23 protein-coding genes are annotated in these 18,654 nt (G+C 45.5%); 14 read left to right on the top strand and 9 right to left on the bottom strand.

The genetic code is table 11. The features are described from left to right. Positions 1 to 209: 209 nt before the first annotated feature. The 4 genes from ACHWTJ_RS08920 to ACHWTJ_RS08905 form a co-directional block, all read right to left on the bottom strand. Positions 210 to 368 (bottom strand): DUF2164 family protein, encoded by a 159-nt coding sequence (locus ACHWTJ_RS08920; RefSeq protein WP_394679833.1) that lies wholly within the window; start codon positions 366 to 368, stop codon positions 210 to 212. Positions 369 to 526: 158 nt separating this feature from the next. Beyond that, positions 527 to 940, bottom strand: coding sequence for an SRPBCC domain-containing protein (locus tag ACHWTJ_RS08915; RefSeq protein ID WP_294746513.1), 414 nt, complete (start codon positions 938 to 940; stop codon positions 527 to 529). 126 nt (positions 941 to 1,066) lie between these two features. Beyond that, the gene (locus ACHWTJ_RS08910; RefSeq protein WP_394679494.1) at positions 1,067 to 1,825 is read right to left on the bottom strand and encodes a hypothetical protein; all 759 of its coding nucleotides are present in this window, start codon (positions 1,823 to 1,825) and stop codon (positions 1,067 to 1,069) included. Between the two features lies 1 nt (position 1,826). Beyond that, a complete protein-coding gene (locus ACHWTJ_RS08905; RefSeq protein WP_294746507.1) occupies positions 1,827 to 2,150 on the bottom strand; it encodes a PadR family transcriptional regulator in 324 nt (107 codons plus the stop codon). 156 nt (positions 2,151 to 2,306) lie between these two features. On the opposite strand from ACHWTJ_RS08905, the gene ACHWTJ_RS08900 reads away from it, so the two are divergent. The 4 genes from ACHWTJ_RS08900 to ACHWTJ_RS08885 all read left to right on the top strand — a co-directional run bounded on the left by ACHWTJ_RS08900 (position 2,307) and on the right by ACHWTJ_RS08885 (position 5,474). Then, positions 2,307 to 3,077 carry a CPBP family intramembrane glutamic endopeptidase gene (locus ACHWTJ_RS08900; protein ID WP_294750855.1) on the top strand — a complete coding sequence of 257 codons (771 nt, stop codon included), beginning with the start codon at positions 2,307 to 2,309 and terminating at the stop codon, positions 3,075 to 3,077. A gap of 81 nt (positions 3,078 to 3,158) precedes the next feature. Further along, the gene (locus tag ACHWTJ_RS08895; protein ID WP_394679493.1) at positions 3,159 to 3,824 is read left to right on the top strand and encodes a GntR family transcriptional regulator; all 666 of its coding nucleotides are present in this window, start codon (positions 3,159 to 3,161) and stop codon (positions 3,822 to 3,824) included. Beyond that, positions 3,824 to 4,756, top strand: coding sequence for a multidrug resistance efflux transporter family protein (locus ACHWTJ_RS08890; RefSeq protein ID WP_394679492.1), 933 nt, complete (start codon positions 3,824 to 3,826; stop codon positions 4,754 to 4,756). The genes ACHWTJ_RS08895 and ACHWTJ_RS08890 overlap by 1 nt, the downstream gene beginning before the upstream one ends. A 16-nt stretch (positions 4,757 to 4,772) precedes the next feature. Next, positions 4,773 to 5,474 carry a DUF554 domain-containing protein gene (locus ACHWTJ_RS08885; protein ID WP_294750843.1) on the top strand — a complete coding sequence of 234 codons (702 nt, stop codon included), beginning with the start codon at positions 4,773 to 4,775 and terminating at the stop codon, positions 5,472 to 5,474. A gap of 44 nt (positions 5,475 to 5,518) precedes the next feature. On the opposite strand, the gene ACHWTJ_RS08880 is transcribed toward ACHWTJ_RS08885, so the two are convergent. Together ACHWTJ_RS08880 and ACHWTJ_RS08875 are read right to left on the bottom strand one after the other, a co-directional pair. Continuing rightward, a complete protein-coding gene (locus ACHWTJ_RS08880) occupies positions 5,519 to 5,989 on the bottom strand; it encodes an 8-oxo-dGTP diphosphatase (protein ID WP_294741638.1) in 471 nt (156 codons plus the stop codon). A 3-nt stretch (positions 5,990 to 5,992) separates the two neighbouring features. Further along, entirely contained in the window at positions 5,993 to 6,739 is a 747-nt protein-coding gene (locus tag ACHWTJ_RS08875; RefSeq protein ID WP_294750840.1) for an arylamine N-acetyltransferase, read from the bottom strand. Positions 6,740 to 6,922: 183 nt separating this feature from the next. On the opposite strand from ACHWTJ_RS08875, the gene ACHWTJ_RS08870 reads away from it, so the two are divergent. From ACHWTJ_RS08870 to ACHWTJ_RS08860, 3 genes are read left to right on the top strand one after another with little or no spacing between them, the layout of a single operon-like run. Continuing rightward, positions 6,923 to 7,843 carry a Fe(3+) dicitrate ABC transporter substrate-binding protein gene (locus ACHWTJ_RS08870; RefSeq protein ID WP_294741635.1) on the top strand — a complete coding sequence of 307 codons (921 nt, stop codon included), beginning with the start codon at positions 6,923 to 6,925 and terminating at the stop codon, positions 7,841 to 7,843. A gap of 59 nt (positions 7,844 to 7,902) precedes the next feature. Further along, on the top strand, positions 7,903 to 8,886 hold the full coding sequence (locus ACHWTJ_RS08865; protein WP_294750283.1) for an iron ABC transporter permease: 984 nt from the start codon (positions 7,903 to 7,905) through the stop codon (positions 8,884 to 8,886). A 5-nt stretch (positions 8,887 to 8,891) separates the two neighbouring features. Further along, positions 8,892 to 9,851: an iron ABC transporter permease gene (locus ACHWTJ_RS08860; RefSeq protein WP_294750287.1), complete on the top strand. Its 960-nt coding sequence runs from the start codon at positions 8,892 to 8,894 to the stop codon at positions 9,849 to 9,851. Between the two features lie 106 nt (positions 9,852 to 9,957). Here the strand turns inward: ACHWTJ_RS08860 and ACHWTJ_RS08855 are convergent, their stop codons facing one another. Next, positions 9,958 to 10,533 (bottom strand): hypothetical protein, encoded by a 576-nt coding sequence (locus ACHWTJ_RS08855; protein WP_394679491.1) that lies wholly within the window; start codon positions 10,531 to 10,533, stop codon positions 9,958 to 9,960. A 75-nt stretch (positions 10,534 to 10,608) separates the two neighbouring features. Between ACHWTJ_RS08855 and ACHWTJ_RS08850 the strand changes: the two genes are divergently transcribed. Next, positions 10,609 to 10,941: a hypothetical protein gene (locus tag ACHWTJ_RS08850; RefSeq protein ID WP_394679490.1), complete on the top strand. Its 333-nt coding sequence runs from the start codon at positions 10,609 to 10,611 to the stop codon at positions 10,939 to 10,941. A gap of 102 nt (positions 10,942 to 11,043) precedes the next feature. Here the strand turns inward: ACHWTJ_RS08850 and ACHWTJ_RS08845 are convergent, their stop codons facing one another. Then, positions 11,044 to 11,304: a DUF4162 domain-containing protein gene (locus tag ACHWTJ_RS08845; RefSeq protein WP_214853585.1), complete on the bottom strand. Its 261-nt coding sequence runs from the start codon at positions 11,302 to 11,304 to the stop codon at positions 11,044 to 11,046. A gap of 462 nt (positions 11,305 to 11,766) precedes the next feature. On the opposite strand from ACHWTJ_RS08845, the gene ACHWTJ_RS08840 reads away from it, so the two are divergent. Beyond that, positions 11,767 to 12,378, top strand: a complete 612-nt coding sequence (locus ACHWTJ_RS08840; RefSeq protein ID WP_394679489.1) for a hypothetical protein — start codon at positions 11,767 to 11,769, stop codon at positions 12,376 to 12,378. A 200-nt stretch (positions 12,379 to 12,578) separates the two neighbouring features. Then, complete coding sequence (locus tag ACHWTJ_RS08835; RefSeq protein ID WP_294741625.1) at positions 12,579 to 12,806, top strand: hypothetical protein; 228 nt, start codon at positions 12,579 to 12,581, stop codon at positions 12,804 to 12,806. A gap of 369 nt (positions 12,807 to 13,175) precedes the next feature. Here ACHWTJ_RS08835 and ACHWTJ_RS08830 read toward each other — a convergent pair whose 3' ends face one another. Further along, on the bottom strand, positions 13,176 to 14,978 hold the full coding sequence (locus ACHWTJ_RS08830; protein ID WP_394679488.1) for a type I phosphomannose isomerase catalytic subunit: 1,803 nt from the start codon (positions 14,976 to 14,978) through the stop codon (positions 13,176 to 13,178). 145 nt (positions 14,979 to 15,123) lie between these two features. Here ACHWTJ_RS08830 and ACHWTJ_RS08825 point away from each other — a divergent pair, with 145 nt between their 5' ends. Genes ACHWTJ_RS08825 through ACHWTJ_RS08810 form a run of 4 tightly spaced genes read left to right on the top strand, consistent with a single transcriptional unit; the run spans position 15,124 to position 18,574 of the window. After that, positions 15,124 to 15,420, top strand: coding sequence for a PTS sugar transporter subunit IIB (locus ACHWTJ_RS08825; protein ID WP_023468230.1), 297 nt, complete (start codon positions 15,124 to 15,126; stop codon positions 15,418 to 15,420). A gap of 5 nt (positions 15,421 to 15,425) precedes the next feature. Beyond that, complete coding sequence (locus ACHWTJ_RS08820) at positions 15,426 to 15,755, top strand: PTS lactose/cellobiose transporter subunit IIA (RefSeq protein WP_394679487.1); 330 nt, start codon at positions 15,426 to 15,428, stop codon at positions 15,753 to 15,755. A gap of 15 nt (positions 15,756 to 15,770) precedes the next feature. Then, on the top strand, positions 15,771 to 17,108 hold the full coding sequence (gene celB / locus ACHWTJ_RS08815; protein WP_394679486.1) for a PTS cellobiose transporter subunit IIC: 1,338 nt from the start codon (positions 15,771 to 15,773) through the stop codon (positions 17,106 to 17,108). A gap of 44 nt (positions 17,109 to 17,152) precedes the next feature. Continuing rightward, positions 17,153 to 18,574: a glycoside hydrolase family 1 protein gene (locus tag ACHWTJ_RS08810; protein WP_294746469.1), complete on the top strand. Its 1,422-nt coding sequence runs from the start codon at positions 17,153 to 17,155 to the stop codon at positions 18,572 to 18,574. The last annotated feature ends 80 nt before the right edge of the window (positions 18,575 to 18,654 follow it).

The following is an 18,654-nucleotide window of genomic DNA, read 5'->3' as shown; positions in this document are numbered from 1 at the left end:
AGCACGACTATAGTTTGAACCGTCATTCCATACAAATAATTACGTTTAGTATAATTGATTTATTCGTTCTATGGAGAGATTAAAAAGTACTTCGTAATGAATTGAATCAAAATCCAAAGAAAAAAGTATGCATCGCGCATACTTTTTTGTAGAGCATGACAAGAGATCTCTGCTAAAAATATATTATGGAGATACGGGACGCTTGAGCGTTAACAATTCATCGTCGAGTGACGCGAATGACTTAACACAGCCGCATGAGCGTCTTGATTTCCAATATTATAAAAGTGAATAGCAACTGACTCTTTGATGAAATCAAAAACACGTTCTGCGACGAACTCAGATGGCACTTCTAAGAAAAAATCTTGAATAGACTGGATAATTTGTTATTGTTCTTTACTAAATGGATTGAACATAACGACACTCCCTTTATTTTTGTTGATCTCTGAATGATCTAAAAAAATTACAAGAGAATGTATTTTAAAATCACAGTCTATATTTTGTCGTAAAAAAATGTACATGCCTTCCTTTAAAATGTTGCTTTTAATTTCTGAAGCATCCCATCCCAACCTTGGTCCATAAAGTTACGGACACGACCTTGTGGCTGATTTGCTTTCGGCACAAGGTCATCAGCGTTTTTCCATCCACTGTGTGTCACAGTGAAAAGGGTAAGGTCGTTCAATGGAGTTAGGGAGAAGGTCACGATCCATCCATCTTCATCCCAACTAAACGATAATTCTCTTTCTGGTTGTACGTTTAATACCGTGCAAGGAGACGGACCAAAAGGAGATTGAATATGAAACACACATCCCGTTTGTGCGACAAGGTCGTTTGGCATAAACCATTTAGATAAAGAGCGAGCCGTCGAGACATTCGCCCATACCTGTTCAATGGACTTGTTGATCTTAATGGAATGTTGAATATCTTTCAAAGATTGATTCATCGTTTACAACAACCTATTCTTTTTTAATATATTTTATTCTAATTCTATCCTCAATTTTTTCTCAATGATATACAAAAATGATCTTAGCGCTGAGGTCATTTTAAGTATCAAAACCAAATCGTTTCTTCAGTGCTTTGAGACGTTTGACTGATCTTGTTTAGATTCGCGAATAAAAGCGACTGTCATTGTAATAGCAGCAACAACATATCCGACGAGTACAGAGGTCAATTCCGACCAATCAAATACAGAACGGAGAATGATTTGGGGAACAAAATAGACGAACAATGCAATCGGTAAAATGCATGTCTTTGTCTTCCATGCCGTGACGAGAATCCAGATAATCAATAGGGCACCAAGTAACCAACCGACGCCTGGGGATAACGTGATCTTTGGCGAATCGATAAGTCCGTTGACAATCAATAATCCGATGATTAACAGAAAATGAACGCTACCATGGATGCCATAACGCATGATGCGAAGTCGCGCGCCATCACGTAAAGCATCTTGACGGAAGAGAAAAGCTAGGGTAGTCAGGTAAACGGCGCTAATGAGTAGAAAGCCACCGACGAGCAAGATGCTGAATGCCGTTGTACCATTCAAGAGGTTTTGGAGATAAAGAAAACTGGATGCGCCGAGAAAAACTTGCAAGACGATCCAAAATGCTTCTTTCGGATCGAACGCCATCTCTTTCGAAATCGACTGGATATAGTCTGCAGGACTCTCACCGGTGATGGCACGAACCGATTTCCCGTCCGCTTCCGCTTCGATCAGGTGATCTTCGAGTTCATGGACGATCTCATTCGTCGCCTGTTCATTTTTACCTGAAGCAAGCAGGTATACCTTTAAGTCTTCCAAAAACCGGGTTGATTCTGTCGATAGGGTCATCTCATTCGTCCTCCTTTAAAATCCTTTCGACACTCGTCGAAAGGTGGTGCCATCTTTGTTTGAAGGCGGTGAGTTCTTTAACACCGCTTGTCGTGATCTTATAGTACTTTCGCTTCGGACCAGACGGGGAGACGCGTGAGGTTGCTTCAATCCAGTCCAGTTTTTGCATCCGGATCAACAAAGGGTAGATCGTTCCTTCGCTGATGTCAGCAAAACCGTATGCTTTGAGTTTCGTCGCCAGTTCATAGCCATAAATCTCTTCTTCCGCGATCAGCGCAAGTAAACAGCCGTCAAGAATCCCTTTTAACATTTGCGTCGATGACATCCGCATCTTCCTTTCACTACTTGGTATTACAAGGTAATGATACGCTAAGCTATTTTGTATTGCAAGGTAGTGAAGAAAAAAGATTCATTTCTCTGAAAAAAAGGTAAATCAATGATACAGAAGAAAGGTCGATCGTTTGAAATGGAGGTCCTGATCATGGATAAGCGGAACACCATCGTCTCGGCAACCGTCATCTTCGTCATCATGGGTATCGTCATGGCTGTCTCGGCATTTGGCTTCGGCATTCGTTACGGTGATCCAGAGTTGTTACGGATCGCGATTTTTGGTGAAGTCGCAACAGCACTCTTTCTCGTCTGGTACATTCGTCGTCATGCCACGTTTGCTGCCGTCGGGTTTTCGAAACTGCAAGCAAGAGGGCTCGTCTGGTACATTCCGTTACTGTTGATCGTTCTCTTTCAAGTCGGACTGATCGTCAACGCCCTGTTCACCACGTCACTTTCGTCGTCGGTGCTTCAACTCGTAGGGATCGTCTTCCTGACGACCTTATTCGTCGGTTTCAATGAGGAAGTCTTGTTTCGGGGCATCATCTTACGCTATCTTCGACCGAACGAACATCCGTATCGTGCCGTCCTTATCAGTGCGCTTCTGTTCTCATCTTTCCACTTGCTTAATTTGATCGCCTTGATTCCACCGGCAGCGATGTTGTTCCAACTTGCGAACACATTCGTCTTTGGTGTGTTCTTAGCGATCATCGCACTGAAGCTGAATAACCTCTGGCCATTAATCATTTTCCATGCGTTGTGGGATTTCGCGAGCATCGCAGCGGATGTCGTGAACGTCAATTTAGGCATCACTCCTCTTTTGACACAAGCTTATCTACTTGTCGCGATCGTCATTCAATTGATCTTGTTGAAATGGCACGATCTCAGTCACCTGAATGGACCGATGAATCCACGTAACGTTTGAATAGCTGACTCTCCGTTGTTTGACGGGGAGGTTTTTTGAATAAAGCTAGTATCAACGATTAATATGTAATATATTACTTGTATGAAACCTACAGATGATTTAGCCATTGCACGACTTCCTCTCAGTGAGGAAGTGTATCGACGTTTACAGCATCACATCATCACTTTACGCCTCGCCCCAGGTGAGAAGGTGAACGATCAAGTGCTCGCGGAAATGTTCGGTGTCAGTCGGACGCCGGTTCGCGAAGCCTTGAAAAGACTCGAGGAGGAGGGATTGATTTTTGCGAAACGGGGCTCGCGGACGATTGTGACGGAGCTTGACGCTGAACAAGCACAGCAAACCTATCCAATCATCGCGACGCTGCACGGGCTGGCAGCGCGTCTAGCGGGACTGCAATTGACGGAAGACGACTTGATGGAACTTCAGACGATTCATCAACAGTTCACGACGGCAATCGAACAACAGGAGACGGAGACAGCACTGACGTTAGACGATGCCTTTCACGATGTCTTTGTGTTGCGCAGTCAGAACGTTCAGCTACGGGAAACGATTCGCCGATTGACGCCGCTGATCCGCCGGCTCGAATACGCCCAGTTCGATCGACTCGGTCGTCAATCGATTGCCGATCATGCCGCGATTTTAGTTGCATGTGAACAACGGGATATCGAACAGCTCGTTCAGGCGACGGAACACAACTGGAACGGGCTCGGTCGTCTACTCGTCTCGACCCTAAAGGAGGAGCGCTGATGCGACCAATCATTTATGGGATCTTGGCGGCGATGTTCTTTGCTGTCACCTTTATCTTGAATCAATCGATGCAAGGAGCAGGGGGGCACTGGATCTACAGTGCGTCGCTTCGCTTCTTCTTGATGTTACCGTTCTTTATCGTCATCGTTTTGATGCGCCGAGGCATTGGGCGCGTCATACAAGCCCTGCGAACAGATATCGGCTTTTGGTTACTGTACGGAACGATTGGTTTTGGGCTGTTTTACGGTAGTATCTGTCTCGCTGCCGATCATGCCCCGGGCTGGCTGATTGCCGGAACGTGGCAATTGACGATTTTAGCCGGACCGCTGCTTGCCCCCTTGTTTAAGCAACGGATTCCATGGTCGGCTCTCAAGTATTCCGTCTTGATCGTCCTTGGGGTCGTCGTCATGCAGTTATCCGTTGCTGGAAGTCTATCGCTGCAATCCTTACTGTTCGGTGCCTTGCCGGTGCTAGTCGCTGCGATTGCCTATCCGCTCGGGAATCGCAAGATGATGGAACGGTATGGAAACGAGCTCGACGTCTTTGAACGGATCCTTGGGATGACGATCGCGAGTCTACCGTTTTGGATCGTGCTCTCCGTAATTGCTTACATACAAGTCGGCTTACCGAGTGTCAGTCAAGTAACCCAGTCTGGTTTCGTCGCATTATTCTCAGGCGTCATCGCGACGTCGCTCTTTTTCTACGCGACGTCACTCGTCCGGACGGAACCGGTCCGGTTAGCCGCGATCGAGGCGACCCAGTCGTTTGAGATCGTTTTTACCGTTCTCGGGGAGATTTTGTTTCTCCATGCGGCACTGCCGACGGGACTCGCGACATTCGGGATCATCCTCGTCATGCTCGGGATGACGTTGCATAGCTTGAATCAGGCGGAGCGGACGCTCGTCCGTCCTGCGAAACGAAAAATCAATTGAGAAAGTAGGCTGTCAGATGGTTTTAACAGGTACACTCGTCAATACCGTCCTGATCATCATCGGGACGTTGCTCGGATTGATGTTCCACCGGATTCCGGAACGGATGAAGGAGACGGTCTTGCAAGCGATTGGTCTAGCCGTCGTCGTGCTCGGGATCCAGATGGGGATGAAAAGCACGAACTTTTTAATCGTCATCGGTAGTCTTGTCCTCGGGGGAGCAATCGGAGAGTGGTTCCGCCTCGATGAGAAGCTCGACCGGATGGGAGCGTGGCTCGAACTCAAGATCAGTCGCGGTCGTCCATCGAATATCGCCGAAGGCTTCGTCACCGCGACGTTGATTTTCGTCATCGGGGCGATGGGGGTCCTCGGTGCGCTCGACGGTGGACTGCGTCAGGATCACGACGTCCTCTATACGAAGGGGTTGATTGACGGCTTCACGGCGCTCGTCCTCAGTTCAACGCTCGGGATCGGCGTCATGTTCTCGGCGATTCCCGTCTTCCTCTATCAAGGGGCGATTGCACTAAGTGCCGTTGCGATCACGAAGTTCATTCCCGACGCCGCGCTGCAAGAATTCATCTTGGAGATGACGGCGACCGGTGGGGTGATGATTGCAGCGATTGGTCTCAATCTAGCCGGAATCACGAAGATCCGCGTCGCGAACTTGTTACCGGGCATCGTTATCGTTGCTGTCATCGTGACGGGCTTACATCTATTCTAACGAGACATCCCCGCCTGTCCGAAAGGACGAGCGGGGATGTTGTGTTATGTCTCAATTAATTCATGTGTCTCGTATGCCGTGATTGTATGGGCATCGTAATGGAAGTCATGCAGTAATGGGTGTTCGGTCGACAAGGCAATCGGTAGGTAGTGCCGGAGGTTGCTGATGACACCCATGTTATCGTCGCTTAAAATCCAGTCGAGTGCTTTCCAATCGAGGATTCCTTCAACTGTCATGACCGGTGTTGGAAATGGACGATCTTCTAAATCAGCCAGGTAGAGGTACATACCAGATGTCTCTTCCCCATGTAAGCGGACGATGCCTTTTGGTGTCACTGAAGTGAGCGTAATGCCCGTCTCTTCAAATGTCTCGCGGATGACGGCGGCTTCCGGTGTTTCGCCCGGTTCAATCTTACCACCGACACCGTTCCACATGCCCATCGCCGGACGTTTTTGCCGATTGACGAGTAAAAAGTGGTCCGCATGGCGGATTAAACAAAGTGTGTAACGATCCATGATTTACGACTCCCGTCCTAAAAAGTGTGTGTTGTACAGCATTTCGAATTGGGTGGGACCTGCGACCGGTAACTCGGTTGTCGTCGTTTCCTCAATCCGTAACGTCCGCTCAGTCAACGTCTTTTGTCCGCGCGGCGTCCGCATCGCGACGAGGCGACCTTTGTTGAACGGCGAAGCGTCGCTTTGCTGGATGATCTGTTCCATCTTCGATAAGTCATCTGCTGTAATGGATGTCTCTCGGTCGAACCGGTATCCGGTCACAAACTCCGCTTGTCCCGTTCGCTTCATCTCGAGCGTATCGTCATTAATTATTTGGTAACTGCCGCTCGCGGAATGAACGGTCTCGCCATTCAACGGAACCGGAACGAGCGGTAAATTAACGCCGAAGCCGGTATCAAGCAAGTGCGTTTCATTCCAAATGATCGCGACATGAGTCGGTCCGGTCGCTGACCAGGCATCCGACTTCGTATCGTAAACAGTCGCTTGCACGAGCCGAACGGGACAATTCCGCTCCTGCAGGACCCGGTGCAGCAGTCCGTTTAAGTCATAACAGACACCACCGCGTCGTTCTGTCAGAAACGTTTCGATGAAGCGCTCGTCGCTAAACGGACGGATGCGTTTCTCAAGGACAGTCGTATTCTCGAACGGTAACTGGTAGGCGAAGGCTTCGAGTAAGTCAGGTAACTGATCAAACGTGATTGCATCGAGCGAAAACTCAATTCGCTGTTCTAAGTCTTTCATCCAATCCATCTCTGATCCCTCCTTTGTTCACTACCTGATTATCCCATATTCCTTCAGAAAATGTGGATTTCAGTCTATATTATCTGAAAATAAGGATTTCCCTTTTGTTCAATGGAAATCTTTGATATGCTGAGACAGGATTAATTAAGAATGATTCTCAATGTCGAATCACGAATTAAAGGAGGTCTCATTATGAGACGGAAAACTTGGATGATAGCGTTGACGCTCCTCGTGTTGAGCAGTTTGATGCTTGCAGCTTGTTCAGGTCAAGCAGAGCAATCGAACGAAAAGACGCGGACGATCACGCATGAAGCAGGAAAAACGAAAGTACCGGAAAAGCCGAAGAAGGTCGTCGCGCTCGAATTCTCGTTCGTTGATGCGTTAGATGAACTCGGCATCACACCAGTCGGAATCGCACAAGAAAACAAGACGGATGTCTCTGGATTACTCGGAAAAGACATCTCGTTCACGGAAGTCGGTACACGCCAACAACCAAACCTTGAAGTGATCAGTTCCTTGCAACCGGACTTGATCATCGGCGACTTCAACCGTCATAAAGGAATTTATAAGCAATTACAAGAAATCGCACCGACGATCATTTTGAAGAGTCGCAATGCGACGTATGAAGAGAACATCGATTCGTTTAAGAAGATTGCAGAAGCGGTCGGAAAAACAAAACAGATGGATGACCGTCTCGCCCTGCATGAAGAACGCTTGAATGCAGCGAAGAAAAAGGTTGATCCAAAAGATGACCGGAAAGTCATGGTCGGTGTCTTCCGCGCCGATTCACTGACAGCACACGGTGAGACGTCGTTTGACGGTGAATTACTCGAGAAGATCGGGATCGAGAATGCTGTCACGAAAACAGCGGAACCGACTGTGACGATCACATTAGAGCAGATGGTCAAGTGGGATCCGGACGTCATCTTCATGGCGGAAGCCGATCCGAAGTTACTGAAAGAGTGGAAGGATAATCCGCTTTGGAATCAGATCACAGCGGTCAAAAACGGAGAAGTCTACGAAGTCAATCGTGACCTCTGGACACGTTACCGTGGTCTAGACGCTGCTGAACAAATCGTTGACGAAGCAATTCAATTGCTCAAACAGAAATAACGAACGACAAAAAGCCGGAGCAATCTGGCTTTTCGTCTTGATGAAAGGGGAAACATCCGGTGCAGCGGAAACGTCTGATTTTCGTACTTATCTTACTCAGTGGCTTGGCCGTTTATAGTAGCTTGTTCTTTGGTATCACACAGATGAATCCGGTCCACTTAGTGCAGGAGTGGATCAGCGGCACGACCTCTAAAGCGGGACTCGTCTTGACGAATCTGCGCTTACCGCGGCTCTTACTCGGATTGTTGCTCGGAGCAAACCTTGCCGTCGCTGGAGCGATCATGCAAGCCGTGACACGGAACCCGCTCGCTTCACCACAAGTCTTTGGGGTCAATGCCGGTGCGTCGTTTCTCGTAGTCTTAAGCCTGCTCATCTTTCCGTCACTTGGAACGGCGAACTTGCTTTACTTCGCTTTTGCCGGTGCCATGCTTGGTGGTTTGCTCGTCTTTTCATTCGCTTCGATTCGCGGAATGACGGCGTTAAAACTTGCTCTCGTCGGGATGGCAATCCATCTCTTGTTGACGTCGCTAACGAAAGGCTTGATTTTGTTCAACGACCGGATTACGAACGTCTTGTACTGGTTGTCTGGTTCGCTCAGTGATGCAAGCTGGCTCGAACTCCGGATCGTCTTACCGTGGTCGCTTGTCGGTTTGATTCTTGCGGCAAGTCTCGCGAAGTCGCTCGCCGTTTTCCAACTCGGGCAAGACGTCGCGGTCGGACTCGGACAAAAAGTGACGCGGATCCGTCTGCTTGCCGGCATCAGTGTCGTGTTACTCGCAGGCGTAACGGTCGCCGTCGCCGGAGCGATCGGCTTCATCGGTCTGATGGTGCCGCATATCACACGTCGACTCGTTGGCGAGGACTACCGAAACGTCTTACCCGTCTCTGCCGTCATCGGTGGTCTGTTGTTGACGTACGCCGATGTCCTGGCGCGCTTCATTGCCTATCCGTATGAATCACCAGTCGGCATCGTGACGTCATTGCTCGGGGCACCTTTCTTCCTTATCTTGGCACGTCGACAGATGAAAGGGGGATTAAGATGAGAGAGATGCGTCGGATTCTACTTGTCGCAGTTTTAGTTCTTGTCACGAGCTTCGCCTTATTGTCGGTCGGTTCGATTCAGTTATCGTTAACGGAACTCTGGCAGTCGTTCTTTGGTGGAAAGGATGCCTTCATCGTCCAAAATTACCGTCTGCCGCGAACGGTCCTCGCCTTTTTAGCAGGAGCGAGTTTCGCTCTTGCCGGGATCATCTTACAAAGTGTCATCCGTAATCCATTGATCTCACCGGACGTGATCGGAGTGACGAATGGAGCGTCTCTGTTCGCCGTTTTGACGATCGCCCTCGTGCCGGATGGTCCGCTCTTGTTGACACCGATCGCCGCCTTTATAGGAGCAGCACTCGTCATGCTGGCGCTGATGATGCTAGAGCGGGGAGGAAACGCCTCCCGCAGTTCGTTTGCGTTACTTGGTATCGCCGTTAGCGCAATCTGTGCCTCGGGAACAGAATACCTGTTGATCAAATTTCCACTCCAGACGAACGATTCACTCGTCTGGCTTGCTGGGAGTCTGTTCGGGAAAGGGTGGCAGGAAGTGTTGATCTTAGCGCCTGTGCTCGTCGTGATCGGTGCGATCCTCTTCTATCGACACCGTCAACTCGATGTCTTATCACTTAGTGAGGAAGTCAGCATCGGTCTCGGCTTACCAATTCAGCGGACGCGGCACGTCTTCTTGGCGCTCGCTGTCGTCCTAGCCGGTGTTGCCGTCGCAACAGTCGGTGCGATCGGCTTCATCGGTCTGATTGCCCCACATATGGCACGTCGTCTCGTCGGACATAAACATCTCGCCGTCTTACCGATGGCGCTGTTACTCGGTGGAGGGTTACTCGTCGTCGCTGATGCGCTCGGTCGCGGGATTCATCCGCCGCTTGAAGTGCCAGCCGGATTGATCACGGCGATCATCGGTGTGCCGTATTTCCTGTATCTTTTACGGAGAGAACGGACGGCATGATGTTCGATCTACCAAAAATGGAGTCCTAGCGATTACGCGAAGGACTCCATTTTTATGAAAGGAAAGAAGTACGCACCTGACGAATCATGGCAACATCTTTCTATATTTATTTGGCTTCAAGTTGGTTTGATTTTTCTACTTCCTCTTTATACTTTTCTAAAAATTCATCAACTGAAATGTTATTAGCGTTTGGATTCGATTTAATTGTTAATTTACTCGAAGAAATCGATGTGCTTTGATTGTCTACATGTGATGGAATTTCAAGTACCAATTGATCACCTAAACCCGTTTCAAGACCACTTTTTCCGAAGTTAAACGTTCGTGTGACATACGCTTCAGCATAATTTTTTTGATTCTCTGAATAGACTTTGACATCAGAAATGTTGTATTTGAATGAATTCAGCTGAATTTTATCGACTTCCGTAGTGGAGAGAAAAATCAATACAGCCTCGTCCCCTTCAGATAACTTTGAAAGGTTAGTATGCGCTAACGGAGTATTGCTTAAAAAATCTGCTTTTTGTTGCTCAAGCACTGTAGTGAAAAAATTGAAGGCTTGTTCCTCGGTGATGCTACTCTTAGATTTTTCTTGTGCAACATTAGAATCGGCAATCGCATTACTCCATAAGAAACCAGCATATAGGATGATACCTAAAGTGAGGGATGAAAAAATAGTTTTTTTCACGATCGCGACCTCTTTCTATTGTTTGATTCATGTTATTATATAACAAAAAAAACCAAAAAAGGAAAGGGTATAAAAATGAGTAAATCGAATTTTAAGAAAAAAAGGAAAAAGAAAGTATTGGCACTATTTTTAGGAGTTATAGCCCTCATTGTATTACTCATGCCGGTACTATCACCTATTCTGTTTACGGATGCTACGCCTAGAGGTGCTCTAAGACACGAATTGTACAAACAAGGCTATTACTATCAAAATTACTTTGCAATTATTACGGAACAAGACCCGGTGGCGGAGCGATATCATATGTTTTGGTACGACTGGAAAAGTGAAACGGGAGGAACACCTTTTATCTGTTATTCCAAGAAAGTAAACGCGGAAAAATATGCTGTTTCTTGTGGTACGGGTCCTTAATTGATATCATAAACAATTTGATCAGGCTAGCAGTGCATCGTATTTAATCGGTGTCAGGTAGCCTGATTTTTCTTTACTTCATTGTCCGTCATAGAGATGTCTTTATGCAGAGCGGATTTCTGAACTTAGATTCAAGAAGATTTCTTCCAAGGATACTTCCTCGACTTCGAGTCGATACACGTTAACCTGTTGCGAGACGAGGTAGCTATTGATATTAGCAATATCGTGTTCACATTGGACGTTGACGTCTTTCGCAAGTGTCGACAACTTGGTCTGCAGATGTTGTCGTGTATCATTGTCGAGCGGTGCATGTTTTACATGAACGGTGATGTTCTTCTCATGGTGTTCCCGCAACTCATCCATCGTGCCTTGCGTCTGAATTGATTTATTTGCATAATGCTTATTAAAGTGTCCAAAATATTTTCTTAGTCTCGATATAGTTCCTTTAAGAGAAAACTTGACTTTTGAAAGAGATCGTTATTTTTCAATTTACTACTTTCGTCATTTTAAGGTCATGATTTCTAATACATTACATGAATATACGTTAATTAATATAAAACGACTCCAATTCATACGGTGATATTCTTCCACCCTTCTATTAATAAAAGGAGCAAATGACTTTAAACTCCTCATCACAGAATCTGTGAATAGATAAGGATCATAGATGATTACATCACGCTGAATTCATAAATCTCAATTCGAAAATAACTATAAAATTGAAGTGTGAGTAAGAATAGAAAAACAGACAGTGAAAGTATAGGAAAAGAACAAATAACATGATAATTAAGAATATATTACATAATCTAAAAAAAGTGAGTGGAAAAAATGAAGCGTAAAACGATGACGTTCTTAACAGCACTGAGTGTTACCTTAACCAGCTCCTTTATGTACGAGGCATTTGCAGAGGGAAAACAAAAGGCACTGACTCCACAACAAAAAAACCAATATTATCAGCAGTATGCGGTTATTCTTCGTACTATTAATTTGCATCATCCAGATACAGATTTAGAACTCGTCGACCAAAAATCCTTTAAGGAAAATGATTGGGTGGCGCCGAACCGTTTTCGAAAGATAGCGGAAGATCGAGTCAAAGTAAAGTTCGCATCGACGTTCGATTTCTCAAAGAAAGAATCCACATCTAAGTCAAAAACGATTCATGCGAAGGGTACATCATTTGCCATTTCGATCACTGGTACATTTGATACCGAACTTCGTGAGGAGGCAGGAAGGCAAGTCTTTAAAACTATTACGTCTATGACGTCAACCGCTTCATCGAGTAAGGGGACATGGAGACAGCTTGGATATACCGCTACTTTGATGGATGGCGGAAGAACATACGATGTGACGGTCGGTGGAGAATTCATTCAACATGGTATTTCTTCCACACATAACATTCCTCTGGAGTTTTATTGTAGTGCAGAAGGTGTAATCAATTAGTTCAAAGTAGCAGGGGAAGAGACATTGATATGTATCCTATTAAGCAGTAAAAAAGAAGCTTACATGATGTGTAAGTTTCTTTTTTATTGCTTTTGTACGTGGAGGAGAAGATTCAATCGACTTGTGATTTCGACATTTTTTCACAAAAATCATACGTATGATATACTAATTTATGTAAAATTGTAAAAGAGGTGAATGACATGGGTGATAAAACACAAAAGATCTTACGGATGTGGCTGAGTATTCCTAGATGGATGCGTACTTCCGTTCCGGTACTCCTATCATTACTTGTTGTGCTCGATGCCATTTTTAAAGGAGTAGAGATGCTGATTCATCCTACTTCACTCTCGATCTCACTCTCGGATTTACTGATTTGTTTCATTCCTTCTCTTGTATTAACTGTAGTGATTATTAAAAATACGAAGTAATCGACAGAACACTCATATGTATAAAGGAGATGAGACGATGGATCCGCGTAAGAAAAAAGTATATTTTGTTGGATATATTCTCTTTTTAGTCGTGTTATTGATAGATTATTTGTTCGTCCCAAATACAGAATTTTATTCTGTCTTGTGGGTTCTGCTTGGTCTTTTCTTGATATTTAACATTTTTCTGTTCTTTTTTAAACCCAAAACGGATTGAGAACGAGCTGAAGTCATTTTTAGCAATTCGCTGCTCTAAAAAATAGCTATATTCGAATAGATAGGATGTATACAAAGAGGGTGATCCATTTCAATAACGGAATGGATCACCCTCTTTGCTTTGATGAAAGGTAAAAAAGGTAAGTGATGTGTTGCTTACTCTACTCCATCTAGAGCAGCAGCTCCGATGACGCCTGCCTGTCCTTTCAATTCGGCAAGACGGATATCGACTTTTGAACGAAGGGACGGATATACGAGTTCGCGAACTCGTTCCAGCACCGCTTCCCAGTATAAATCAGCAGATCCCGTAACACCTCCTCCAACGACGATGACTTCTGGATCAATCGTGTGAATGATGTTTGCAAGTCCAGTTGCTAAATGATTAATAAAACGATCCCGCTCTTGCGGATGGGCGAGTAATCGCTCGATGGATGAGACATGTCGATTTGAGGCACGTGATTGTAGTGCTGTACCACTAGCATACCCTTCAAGAGAACCTTTGTTCAACACAGGATGCAATGGACCCGATGAGTCGATAATCGTATTACCAATCTCACCAGCGTATCCATGTGCTCCACGGATCAGTTGTTTCTTATAGACATAACCTCCACCGATTCCTGTACTGACGGTCACATAAAAGACAGATGATGAGTGACGTCCCGCACCGTATAACGCTTCACCGAGAGCCGCAGCATTAGCATCGTTCTCGAGCAAGACGGGTAAGTCGAATGCGGAGGAAAGTGGAGTAACTAAGTCGACTTCATCCCATCCTGGTAAATTTGGTGGAGATAACAGAAGTCCAGTCTTCGTATCGAGTGGACCAGGTGCGGCAATTCCGATGTTCGACAGGTGGAATTCCTCTGAAAAAACTTGAATGGCGTACTCGATATTTGAAAGCGTCTGGGATGGACCTGTCGTAGGATTGGTCGGAAATGATAATTGTTTAACGATTTTATTTTGATCGATTACAGCGACACGTGTTTGCGTTCCACCGAGGTCGATACCGATTCGATGAGGTGTTGTCATTTTAAGAGAAGGACCAGTGATCAAGACGATACCGTTTCCTTTGATGAGAAATGTATTATTTGCCGGAAGAATCGCAGTCGCTCCGACAGACAGGAGGACATGGTCCAATTCAATCGTCCCTTCGATGACCGTAATGACGCGAAACAGACAGCTTGCTTCTAAGGTATATGACTGTCTGATCGTCCATTCTTCGACAAAGAAGTCGGGTGTTTGTGTCAATCTTTTTCGAAAAGGAGTGAGCATGACGGCAGGTTCCGTGTACTGGAAATGAGGAAAACGAATGACGCGACGGGCTTGTTCAAGATGAAGAGGGCGTACCTTTCCCGTCACCGGATCAGACCGATCGTAATCAAATAGTCGATAGGTCGTATCTGAATTTTGTTGAATTTCAAGGACGACACATCCTTTTGTCAAAGCGTGTACAGTGCCAGCAGGTACATAGAAAAAATCACCTTTTGCGATTGGCACATACTGAAGAGACTGCAATAAAGTGCCCTGATGAATGGTCTCATCAAAGTTGTTTGAAGAGGTTAACGAATGACCATAGATGAGGACGGCGTCTTCTGGACAATCTAAGATGTACCAGCATTCATTTTTACCAAATGGCTGCTGCTCATAACGATTGGCATCCTTGTCGTTTGGATGGACTTGAACGGATAAATCCTCCGAAGCATCGATCCATTTTACCAATAGTGGAAAATCAGAGTCGGTCTCCATACCAAAGATTTCAGGGTGATTTGACCATAGTTCTTCTAAGGTGAGTCCCGTCATTGGTCCAGTCTGGACGCGTGACATGCCGTTTGGATGACTTGCTACTGTCCAGACTTCTCCTGTCCGTTGTTCTTTAGGTATCGAAAATCCATACTCTTGAAGCTTCTGTCCGCCCCAAATTCGTTCTTTTGAAAGGGGAGTAAGATAAATCGGTTTTGTCATACAAATTCCTCCTTCATCTTATTTTCAATAACAACTCTACACTTTTATAAAATAAAAATAAACAAATTAATTATCAAGTATAGACATGAATAAATTAATCCGTATAATCAAATGTGTAAGCGATTACAAAAGGAGGAGATTGTTGATGAGAAAAATCATGTTGGCGTGTAGTTCAGGAATGTCGACGAGCATTTTGGTGTCGAAGATGCAAGAACATGCGAAAGGACTCGGAGAAGAAGCAAAAATTTGGGCAGTCGGACAGGATCAGGCGATGAAGGAGATGTCTGGTGCGGATGTCATCTTGATTGGACCACAAATGCGATTTCTACTATCAAAGTTTCAACAAGCGACAGACAAACCGGTCGAAGTCATCGATATGATGGCGTATGGAATGGCAGACGGAAAAGCAGCTTACGAACAAGCTGTAAAATTGATGGGGTGATCGATATGCAGACGAATGAACAGACGATGGAACAAATCGCGTTCACGATGATCTTACACAGTGGAAATGCGAGAAGTACGATTCGTGAAGCGATCGAAGTGTATAAAGATGGCACGTTTGAAGACTTCGATCAATTATTATCAAGTGCACGGGCTCAATTACAAGAAGCGCACCAAGTGCACTTTAGTCAGGTTCAAAAGGAAGCAAGCGGTGAACCAACGACGCTCTCCTTGTTGTTATTACATGCAGAAGATCACCTCATGTCGACGCAGACGATGCTTGATTTAACGACTGGACTCATCGAGCTCATGGAACATAAGTTTTCCAAAAAATAATAAGGAGTGTTTAAGATGACTGAGAATAGTAAGTGGTTTGATTTACTAAGTCGTTTTTTGATGCCGATGGCGGCATTTTTAAACAATAGCCGATACTTACAGACTTTACGTGATGCATTCATGCTTGCTTTTCCGATTACGATGTTTGGTTCCTTAATTGTCGTCGTCGCGAATTTACCGTTCCTTGATAAGTTCATGTCTCCGGGTGTACTAGATGCCTTTAAGACATCACTTGGAAACGCTCCATCCGCCACAATGGGCATCATGTCATTGTTCGTCGTATTCGGTATCGGCTATTATCTTTCTAAAAGTTATGAGGTCGAAGCTGTATTCGGTGGTGTCATCGCACTTGTTTCATTTTTATTACTTACTCCTTTCTTTGTCTCAGTTGAAAATGTTGCCGATCCAGTTGGCAATGTCATCCCACTCGACCGTCTTGGCGCAAAGGGCATGTTCTTAGCCATGATCACGGGATTCCTAGCAGGAGAGATTTACCGCTTCATCGTTCAAAAAAACTGGACGATCAAAATGCCTGCCGGTGTGCCGACAGCTGTCGCCAAATCATTCTCAGCTCTCGTCCCGGCATTACTTACGCTCACCGTATTCCTTGGCATTAACATTGCCGTCACTTCACTGTTAGATACGAACTTACACGATCTCATCTTCAATCTTGTTCAAAAACCACTAGTTAATCTAGGGAACGGACTCGTCCCGACGTTAATCGCCATCTTCTTCGTGCAACTGTTCTGGTTTTTCGGACTGCACGGACAAGTCATCGTCAACTCGGTCATGGACCCGATTTGGAATACTCTGTCCCTTGAAAACTTGAATGCGTACACGTCGAACGGAGAAATTCCAAACATCATCAGTAAACAATTCATTGAGATCTATACGGTTGGGATCGGGGGTTCCGGTTCAACACTCGCTGTCGTTGTTGCCATCTTGTTATTCATGCGATCAAAACAGATGAAACAAATCGGAAAACTGTCAATTGGACCTGGTATTTTTAACGTCAACGAACCCATGATTTTTGGACTTCCTATCGTCATGAACCCATTGATCATGATTCCATGGATCGTCGCACCACTGATTACGGTGACGGTGACGTACTTCGCGATGTCAACGGGGATCGTCCCCCCTCCGACCGGTGTTGCGGTACCGTGGACCGTCCCGATGTTCATTAGTGGAATGATGGCAACCAATTCGTTAGCTGGTGGATTGCTACAATTAGTCAACTTTGCAATCATCATGGCAGTCTGGTTCCCGTTCCTCGTCTTCATTGACCGTTTGAATTTGAAAAAAGAACGGGAAGAAGCGAATACTACACAAGAGAAAAACCAACAGATCGGATAACGTCTACCGGATGAGTGAAAAATAAGAGATAGGATGTGCTAACAATGAATCAGATAGAGAACAAGGCGACTACCATTAAAAAGTATGATTTTCCAACAGATTTCTGGTGGGGGACAGCTGCCTCTGCGACACAAATGGAAGGAGCCGCCTATGAAGGTGGAAAAGGACCGAACATTTGGGATCACTGGTACGAGGTCGAACCGAACCGCTTCTTTGATGGCGTCAGTGCTTCGATAGCATCTAACTTTTACCATCAGTACAAGCAAGACATCGCCTTGATGAAGGAGCTCGGGCACAATTCGTTTCGACTATCGATTTCTTGGTCCCGTCTATTTCCAACGGGAGAAGGAAACATTAATCCGGAAGCGGTCGATTTCTACAATCGTGTCATTGACGAGTTGATTGAAGCAGGGATCGAACCGTTCGTCAATTTATATCATTTCGATATGCCGCTTGTCTTACAAGAAAAGGGAGGATGGGAGAGCAGGGAAGTCGTGATGCATTATGTTGCGTATGCCAAAACCTGCTTTGAGCTGTTCGGTGACCGTGTCGGCAAATGGTTTACCCATAACGAACCAATCGTACCGGTCGAGGGGGGCTACTTGTACGATTTTCATTATCCGAACGTCGTAGACTTTAAGCGAGCAGTCCAAGTCGCCTATCATTCGATTCTATCAAGTGCCCTTGCGATCGAAGCGTACAGAGATACACAACAAACAGGGAAAATCGGTATCATTCTTAATCTGACACCCTCTTATCCGAGAAGTCAAAATGAAGCAGATCGACAAGCCGCGCATTTAGCAGACATCTTGTTCAATCGTTCCTTTCTCGATCCGTCCGTTTTAGGTACTTTCCCTGCTGAATTAATCGAACTGTTAAAAGAGCAGGATGCCCTCCCGGCGATGGCTGAAACGGACCGACAAAAAATCGAGACGTACACCGTTGATATCCTCGGCATCAACTACTATCAGCCGAGACGTATCAAAGTAAAAGAACATCTTCCGAATCCGAAAGCACCGTTCATGCCAGAGCATCTTTTTGATTATTATGAGATGCCGGGACGCAAAATGAATCGACATCGTGGTTGGGAAATTTACGAAAAGGGTGTATATGACATTCTGACGAACTTACGTGAGAATTATGGAAACATCGAGTGCTTCATTTCAGAAAACGGGATGGGAGTGGAAGGAGAAGAACGCTACCGAGACGCGGACGGTAGGATCCAGGATGATTACCGGATTGATTTTATCGCGGAACATCTGAAATGGGTGCATCAAGCTCTAGAGGAAGGATCGAACGTCAAAGGGTATCACCTTTGGACGTTCATGGACAATTGGTCGTGGAGTAATGCCTATAAGAACCGATATGGTTTCGTAGGTGTCGATTTGACGAATCAAACGCGTACAGTAAAAAAGAGTGGTTACTGGTTCAAGCATCTCATCGAAGAAAATGGATTTGAAGGATAAGAAGAGAGGATCGGGGTATATCTAGCCCTGATCCTTATTTTTTGTTATATTATATGTATATGTCTATACATGGGGTGTTG

The organism is uncultured Exiguobacterium sp., from assembly GCF_964277885.1.
Taxonomy (GTDB): domain Bacteria; phylum Bacillota; class Bacilli; order Exiguobacteriales; family Exiguobacteriaceae; genus Exiguobacterium_A.
Note: the sequence above shows the minus strand (reverse complement) of the source record. Positions and strands in the feature narration are given on the sequence as shown.